General features: G+C 33.9%; 6 protein-coding genes. 3 read left to right on the forward strand and 3 right to left on the reverse strand.

The window, feature by feature from the left end; all coding sequences use genetic code 11:
* The first annotated feature begins 472 nt into the window (after nt 1–472).
* Nucleotides 473–1,366: a DMT family transporter gene (locus tag U9P79_05075; protein MEA2104000.1), complete on the forward strand. Its 894-nt coding sequence runs from the start codon at nt 473–475 to the stop codon at nt 1,364–1,366.
* Between the two features lie 6 nt (nt 1,367–1,372).
* On the opposite strand, the gene U9P79_05080 is transcribed toward U9P79_05075, so the two are convergent.
* The 3 genes from U9P79_05080 to U9P79_05090 form a co-directional block, all read right to left on the reverse strand.
* Entirely contained in the window at nt 1,373–2,476 is a 1,104-nt protein-coding gene (locus U9P79_05080; protein MEA2104001.1) for a response regulator, read from the reverse strand.
* Nucleotides 2,477–2,488: 12 nt separating this feature from the next.
* Nucleotides 2,489–2,632, reverse strand: coding sequence for a hypothetical protein (locus U9P79_05085; protein MEA2104002.1), 144 nt, complete (start codon nt 2,630–2,632; stop codon nt 2,489–2,491).
* A 198-nt stretch (nt 2,633–2,830) separates the two neighbouring features.
* A complete protein-coding gene (locus U9P79_05090; GenBank protein MEA2104003.1) occupies nt 2,831–4,207 on the reverse strand; it encodes a diguanylate cyclase in 1,377 nt (458 codons plus the stop codon).
* Nucleotides 4,208–4,695: 488 nt separating this feature from the next.
* Here U9P79_05090 and U9P79_05095 point away from each other — a divergent pair, with 488 nt between their 5' ends.
* Entirely contained in the window at nt 4,696–6,804 is a 2,109-nt protein-coding gene (locus tag U9P79_05095; protein MEA2104004.1) for an LruC domain-containing protein, read from the forward strand.
* Between the two features lie 360 nt (nt 6,805–7,164).
* Entirely contained in the window at nt 7,165–7,584 is a 420-nt protein-coding gene (locus U9P79_05100; protein ID MEA2104005.1) for a carboxypeptidase-like regulatory domain-containing protein, read from the forward strand.
* Nucleotides 7,585–7,987 lie beyond the last annotated feature (403 nt).

The following is a 7,987-nucleotide window of genomic DNA, read 5'->3' on the forward strand; positions in this document are numbered from 1 at the left end:
AGGAGGGAAAAGGGAGAAGGGAAAAGGGAGAAGAAAAAAGTAAAAAGAAAAAAGTAAAAATCAAAAAGACCAAAAAGAAAAATTAGATGAAAAACTCTGCGTTCTCTCCGTTCTCGGCGGTGAAAAAAGTGAGAAATGAGAAGAGAAAAACTGACCACGAAATACACTGAATACACGAAAAAATTCACATGATAAAACTCAAAGCCAAACAAATATTAAATATTAAATTAGCACTGGCGGTGCGGAATCTTTGTAGCGTAAATCGAGCATCCCTGTTCGTTCATCATACCGTAGGTGCGACATTCTCAAAAAAGGTGAAAAGAGAAAAAGGAAAAGTGAAAAGGGAAAAGTGAGAAGTGAAAAGACCAAAAAGAAAAATTAGATGAAAAACTCTGCGTTCTCTCCGTTCTCGGCGGTGAAAAAAGTGAGAGGTGAAAACTGAAAAGACAACAAAGGTATCTACCAAATTAAAATGAATCAAATTCCGTATATTGGAGAAATTTTATCTTTCCTTTGCGCCATATTCTGGGCAATAGCAATAATTTTATTCAGAAAAAGCGGAGATTTCATAAAGCCGTTTTCCCTGAATTTATTCAAAAACTCAATTGCCCTGATATTATTTATAATCACGTCGGTAATATTCGGAAGCACCATCTTTATTGATGCTCCCTTAAAAGTTTATATAATACTTGCGTTAAGTGGAATCATCGGCATTGCATTTGCGGATACATTCTTCTTTAAAGTTTTAAACAAGTTGGGTGCAAGCTTAACCGAGATAATAAATTGTCTATATATGCCAATAGTGATTGTTTTATCCCTGATATTTCTTAATGAGTCATTTTCTCTCTTACAATTTTTCGGAACAGGATTGATCATTCTTTCAATTAATATTTCCTCGTGGAAATCACCTGATCATAAACTTTCCCGAAAAGAATTGATCACGGGAATTTTGATGGCTTTGGTTTCAATGTTACTAACTGCTTTGAGTATAGTAATGCTCAAACCTATACTTGCAAATTATCCAATCCTGTGGTCTGTTGAAGTTCGATTATTTTTTGGGGTGGTTTCTATGGCTATTTTCACTTTATTTCGCAAAGATAAAAAGATTATAGTTAGTGTGTTTATTCCCTCAAGAGGTTGGAAATATATGATACCTGCTGTGGTAATCGGGGCATATTTTGCGATGATTACTTGGATTGCCGGAGTAAAATTTACACAAGCAAATATTGCTTCAGCGTTAAATCAGACTAATGTGATATTCGTTTTTATTCTTGCTGCAATTTTTTTACACGAGAAGTTTACATACAAAAAAGCGGCGGGAGTGATTTTGGCATTTTCGGGGGTTATTCTCGTAACGATTGGCTGAAAAAAATTAAGTAAAGTAATAGGAATTTTCTTGTTTGGGGAATTTGTATTTCTTTTCTTTAAAAAGTTTCACACATGCTTTCACAACTTTTTCGTCAAAATCTGTCCCTGCTTTATCCTGAATTTCCTTTAGAGCAACTTCAGAGCCTAAACCCCTACGATAGGGACGTGCTTTTGTAATTGCTTCTACAACGTCTGCAACTGCAATTATTTTTGATTCAAATAAAATCTCATTATCTTTAAGACCATTGGGATATCCCGAACCGTCCACCTTTTCATGGTGCTGTAGCACGATTGTAGCCACATTCCATGGGAAATTAATTTTTTTCAAGAGGTCATATCCAGCTTGTGGATGCGTTTTAATTAAGTTAAATTCAGTAGTAGAAAGTTTTGCCGGTTTACTCAAAATTTCGGTAGGAATATTTATTTTCCCGATATCATGCATATTTCCGGCGATTCTAATTCCAATTATATTTTCTTCAGGAAGACCTAATTCGCGCGCAATTTTTTCTGCGAGATCTGCTACGTTGTGCTGATGACCGGCAGTATATGGATCTCGCATTTCAACCACGGATGCAAGCACGGTAACGGTTGAAGTCATCATTTCCCGAAGTTTTTCATTGCTCTTCTTTAACTCTATCGCAATTTTTTTGCTGTGTTCCATTTCTTTTTCCAGATCGAGAGTACGCTCACTCACCAAACTTTGTAATTTATCTCTGAAAAGTCTGATATCGTGCTTGTTTTGCTCAAGGGCAAAAGTGTTTCTAACCAGACTTTTAATTTCGACAATATTAATAGGTTGCTGCAGGAATGCTCTGGCACCCAAATTATAGCATTCTTTAATATCTCTGTTGCTGCCCATTCCTGTAAGAATAATCACAGAAAAAGGTGAATCTTTGGATGGCTTGATTTCTTTCATAAATTCGATTCCATCCATCTCTGGCATTCTCAGGTCGAGAAGAATAACTGCTGGTTTTTTTCCCCTGAAAATTTTCAATCCTTCAATCGGATCAGTTGCGGATAATATTTTATAATCCTCGTCAATCAATACTCTTTTGATCGAATTAATGTTTTTTTGCTCGTCATCAACTATTAATAATGTTTTATTCAATTTGTTTTCTCCTTATGAGTCTATTAATCTATAAAAAACATTCACACAAATTTGAATTGCTCTTGTATCCGGCAGAAATTTATTTGAATGTAAATCTGCATCTTGTTCGCCATTATCCGCTCCTAGCCAAAGTAAAAGTCCCGAATATTTTTGCATGAAAAATCCAAAATCCTCTCCTGTCATCATTCGTTTAGATGTGAAAAAAGCGTATTTCTGTTTGTTGGGCAAACCTGCTTCGACGTAGAAAGGTGAATATACTATCTCGTTTGTTCAAAATCTCAACAAATTTTATAATATTTTTTAGGAGCCTGATTTTCATTAAATTTTGTTTCGGTGAGAAGAAAAAGGAATTTTTTATGAAATTCTCCAATTTTGCATATTTTCGATAACGATTTTTACTAACTCCTCGATTGTCAGGGTGCTGGAATATTCCTTAACGCCAAAACGAAGTCGGATATTCAATAGTTCGTTATTAAATTTCAGATTTATTGTCTTAATTTTATTTAATATTTTTTCTGAAAGTATTCCACCGCCCATTTCGTCTGTTTCAGGAAGAAGTAACATTATTTCATTTTTACTCCATCTTGCGATAGTGTCTTGGCGGCGAATCATTAACCATATCTCTTTGGCAAGAGAAAGAATCATGCTATTTACGCCCTTTAAACCCTGATGGCTTTCGATGTTTGTATAATTTGTGATTTGGCAGAATAAAATTGTAAATGCATACTCATTTTCTTTATCAGATTTTTTTTCAACTTTTTTTTTCTCATGATTAAGTCGATCCAACATACCACTTTTATTAAGAAATTTAGTGAGGGGATCAATTTTTGGAACGCTATACATTCGTTCTTGCAAATCGTTAAAAGTATTTTGAACAAGATTATCAACGCTTAATTTTGTGTAATATTCTCCAATTCCAAATAAGGGATTGATATCAATTGTTTTATTTTTGAATTTAATTTTTTGAAGTGATATCCTTTGAATAATTTTCTGACCAAGAAATGTTGCCCCTTTTTTATCTGTATTTGTAAGGAGTAACATAATTTCACTTGGGCTCCATCTTGAGATAACATCTTGCCGACGGATCATAGACCAAATAATTTTGCACACAGAAATAATTACTTCATCTACGGCAGTTAAGCCATGTTCTTTTCCAATCTTTCGAAAATTATGAATTTCGCATAATAAAATTGCAAAAGGTCTTGGATTATTCTCATATAAGCTTCTATCAAATATTGTGGTTTCATGAGTTAAACGATCAATCATTCCCTGCTGATTGAGAAATTTTGTAAGAGGATCAATTCGAGCCAAATCGAACATGCGTTTTTTCTTACGTTGCTCCTCCCTTTGTTTTTCAATCTGTCTATCTAACGAATTCAGCAGATTAGATAATTGTGTTTTAAAAATGGGTTTTATCAAAAATCCATTTATTCCTCTGTTGATTGCGTCTAAGACTTTTTTGGAATCTCCATAAACGGATATTATTACGGTTTTCACATTAGGGGAAATTTCACGTATCTTCTGAAGCATCGTAAAACCGTCCATTTTTGGCATTTTTATATCAGTTATCACGATATCCGGTTTAAGTTCTTTAAACTTTTCCAAACCCATTTGCCCATCTGAAGCTACGTGCAACTCGTCAACATCTTTTTCCAGCATTTCGCTAATGGTTTGGCGAATGAGGAGCTCATCCTCAACATATAAAACAGAAACTTTAAGTTTATTTTTCATAATTTCTTACCGAGTATTTTTGAAATATTTAGTTGCGATTATAATTATTTCAGCCTGAGTAACTTTTTCAAAAGATCGGTTTTTCTATCAAGATAATCATAACCAAAAAAACCAATAGATAAATTTTTTTTGTTTTCTTTAACGACTACTTTCATTCCATTGGGAAAGGTTTTGGATGTTGTTTCTTCTAATGACAATAATGCTGAAAATTAGAAGAAAAACAGTCAATAACCCGACTCTTTCATGTTTACTACTGAAAAAATAATTTTTCGCATTTAACTAAAATTCATAAATCTTTGTAAAGAAATTCGTTTAAGAATTTTATCGGTTGATCATACTTTGGCAAATAAATGATATAAGTAGCATCAAAGATTCAAATAAGGAAGACGCTTTGTAACGGACTCGAAACATACGATTTTCATTTTCTTGACAATGTATTAGAGAATATTATTTTATAGGTTACTAACAAATATCAAGAAAGGGTTATCATGAAAAAAAATTTAATTTTATTATCAATCGCGGTTATTACGATTTTATTTTTTACAAATTGCGATTTGACCAAAACAGAGGATACTCCCGTAAACATGAAAGATCTTGAGGCTCCGGCAGGATTCAAATTCAATACTACAAATCAGGTTTCCATTAATCTAACTTCTGTTAATTTACAAGGAAATACCGTACCAAATGCAACTTTTGGCATTTATAAGGACGACCTTGCAGACTCAACTTTAACATGGAATTTTCGAAAAGTTCTAACCGCTTCAACTAACGAAAATGCTATTTATGAAGCTACTATTTCTTTACCAACTTCCTTAGATTCTATTTGGGTTCAATCCGGTATAGGATTTGTTAGAAGTTTTCCTATCGAAATTACCGGCAACGGACAAGCAGAAGTGAATGGAGTTTTTCCGTATTATCATTATAGTCCTCAAGGCAGAGGAGGTTCCGGAAGAAATAATTTAGACGACTTCCAATTTATGACCATGTGGTTTGTAAAACATCATGACGAAGAACTGCATTACTATTATCTTGCTGGAAATAATCAGGGAGAATATAATGAAGGCCATATAAACCTTACCTCAAAACCAGGTAGCAATATGGATGTTAAAGCATTCACAATAAGCGATGATGGAGTTATGTATTTTTATAATCTTGACGACAAATACTTATACAAAATTCTCCCAAGTGAAATTGATTCGAATTCAGCAACCCCTGTCAACGCTCTACAAATCGGTGAAATGAATGGCCTTGATTCTGGAGATTCGGAACTGAATTCTTTGGAATTTATCAATGGTGTTTTGTATGGTTTTGGTAAAAAAGATGAAACTCTATATCAAATTAATCATAATACGGCAGCTTATAGCGCGGCTTTTACCATTTCTTTCCCAACAAGGCCAAACAATCCTGAAATAACCGGCTTAACTTGTATTGGAGACACCGTATATTTCCTTTGTAAAAAAGGTGTAAGTGTATCTCGTCCTCCCCATCAGGATGATGGTCAAATATGGAGACTCGACATGATTACTCATAATATAACACACATTATTACCCCTAATCAAAATGATCTTGAATCCTTAGCTGGACACCCCAATGGAAAATTGTACTTAGCCTCTCACAATAAAAAATGGTATATTTCTGATCCCACAGTTCCCAACTGGGCATTTCTAAGAGAGCCTTCACCCCATATTGACATAAAAGATTGGGATTTCTACTACCAGGGAGAAATTGAAGAGCCCACTGATTCTGACGGAGATGGAATTCCAGACGTAGATGATGCTTATCCCAACGATGCATCCAGAGCCTTCCAAAGTTTCACTCCTTCCGAAACAGAATTTGCTACACTTATGTATGAAGACCTTTGGCCATCTATGGGTGATTATGATATGAATGATCTTGTTTTGGATTACCAAATATGTGAAATTACCAATGCTCAACATCAAATGGTAGAAGACAGTATCAATTTTAACTTGCGAGCATCCGGAGCCGGTTATACTTTGGGATTTGCAATAAAATTCCCATCCGACTACGTATTGGGTGATCCGGTTGACCCCACATTTAATTTGGCAACTTTAGAAGCGAGTGATAATGTAATTAGGTTTTTCAATAATCAACGCACAATCTTTGGTGTTTCAGGAAGCGAATGGATAAATACCACAGATGAAGGTTTGAATGTTCCGTCTGTAGAATGGACCGTTACGATTCCAATTAGTTCTGCAAAAGGTGCACCGAGAACAATTAGTCCTTGGGACTTTCCTCCCTACAATCCCTTTATTTATGTTAACAATACAAGATCTCATGAAATTCATTTATTAGATTATCCCCCTACCGCAGCAATGGATAGCTCACTGTTCGATACGGGAGATGATGTTTCTAATTCCGGAACCGGTTCCTATTTTCTTACCGGCAATGGACTTCCATGGGCGGTAAATGTTACAGAAGCGACTGACTATCCTCTTGAAACTTATCAAATCACAGAAGGGTTTCTTCATTTTGCAGACTGGGTAGAAAGCAGTGGTGAAGGTTATTCGGATTGGTATTCGAATACGGGATTAGGTTATCGGGATAATGATTGCATATATTTCCCTCCTCAAGATTAATTTATCCATTTATTGTTTAAAAAAAAAGCCTATCTCTTGTCGGATAGGCTTTTTTTTTGGTGAATATAAATTAGAGATTTGTATTTAATTTTACCTGTCTTAACTTTCTATGATTTTTATGGTTTACTTATATTTGTAAAATATTAGGAAAAAAATTCAAACGGAAGAATTGTATATTTTTTAGGAATTTATTTCCCAGTAACAAACTTTTAGATATTTTCGAATGAAGACTAAATTTTTATTTACATAGAAGTAATTTACTTAATAGATGCAAAATAAAAAGATTTTATAATCAATAGACAATTAAACGATCTTGGCACGCAGATTGCGTGGATAATAGAAAAAACGGACTTATTAAATATGATGAAAAAAAGAAAAGTTAGTTTTTCGGTAATGATTATTATCTTCCATTTCACAATAGTAATTTTTTTAATGGGGATTTCGAGCAGTGTGATTTTTGCAGACACTCTGGCTCGTTCCAATGGCAATATTGAGGGAACAGTAACGATTTCTGCGGGATTTGGAATTGTAGATAGTGTTGGCGTTACTGCACTGAACGCAGATTCCTCTTATACAACCGTTCCGGATTCCACAGGATTTTATCAGTTTGATAGACCTGTAGGTATTTATTCCGTAACTGCGATTTTAGAAAATTACGAAGATTCCACTATTACCGAGGTGGAAGTTTTGGAAAATCAAACTACAAGCGATATCGATTTTTGTTTGAACCCGATTCTCGGTTATGTTCAGGCGAATATTAAACCAACATTATGCAAATAGACAAGAAAACATATTTTTTGAAAACATGGTTTTTTAAGAGGACTCATGTATTAAGACAACTTTATAAAATCAATTTTATAGGTGTTAAACCCATTTAATAGTTTCACCCAAATTTTGGACTATAAATATTTCAATAAAGCATTTTTAACGATATCGTGGGTTTAAATTTAAGATAACTGGAATTAATAAATCGATGTGGACATTTCGGAACGAATCTTGTATTTAGATATAATTCGTATCTGATTAATCATAAACCATAATTTTAGTTAAATAAAATGTGAAAATAATGAAAGAAGGTAATATATGTTAAAGGATAATTTAAAATGACTAGAATTATCTGCCGTAGGATAAAATATTGTGAATTCAAATTCAATGATTAGACACTATTTTGAAAATAAGGCGA

The sequence above is a fragment of the Candidatus Cloacimonadota bacterium genome (genome assembly GCA_034661015.1).
Classification (GTDB): Bacteria; Cloacimonadota; Cloacimonadia; order JGIOTU-2; family JGIOTU-2; genus JAYEKN01.